Genomic DNA, 308 nt, shown 5'->3' with positions numbered 1-308 from the left:
GACCTCGACGACCCGGCCCATATCGGTGTCGAGCACCGACGTCGATTCGGCGCGTACCACCAGAATACTTGTGGTGGTAGGCAATTCGCGCACCAGCTCGATCCGGTGATCGAGATGCACCAGATCGAGCATGCCCTCGATGACCGACTCGGCGGCCTCGGTGCGGGTGGCTCCGAGCACCGCGAACACGGCGGGCCAGCAGGCGCCGACCAGGACGTCGGGGACGGTGCGCCCGATCGTGCTGAGGTTGCGCGGCAGACCGGAGCCGGTGACGCCGGCGTGGTCGGCGATGAGGTCGGGGGTCCAGG

Annotated in this window: 1 protein-coding gene; it reads right to left on the bottom strand. The window is 68.8% G+C overall.

The features are described 5' to 3' along the window. Positions 1 to 308: hypothetical protein (locus GV790_RS29630; RefSeq protein ID WP_163818117.1), on the bottom strand; the 308-nt coding region annotated here is incomplete at both ends.

This window comes from Nocardia cyriacigeorgica (genome assembly GCF_010858045.1).
Taxonomy (GTDB): domain Bacteria; phylum Actinomycetota; class Actinomycetes; order Mycobacteriales; family Mycobacteriaceae; genus Nocardia; species Nocardia cyriacigeorgica_E.
The sequence above is the reverse complement of the archived record's forward strand: the minus strand, read 5'-3'. Positions and strand labels throughout refer to the sequence as shown.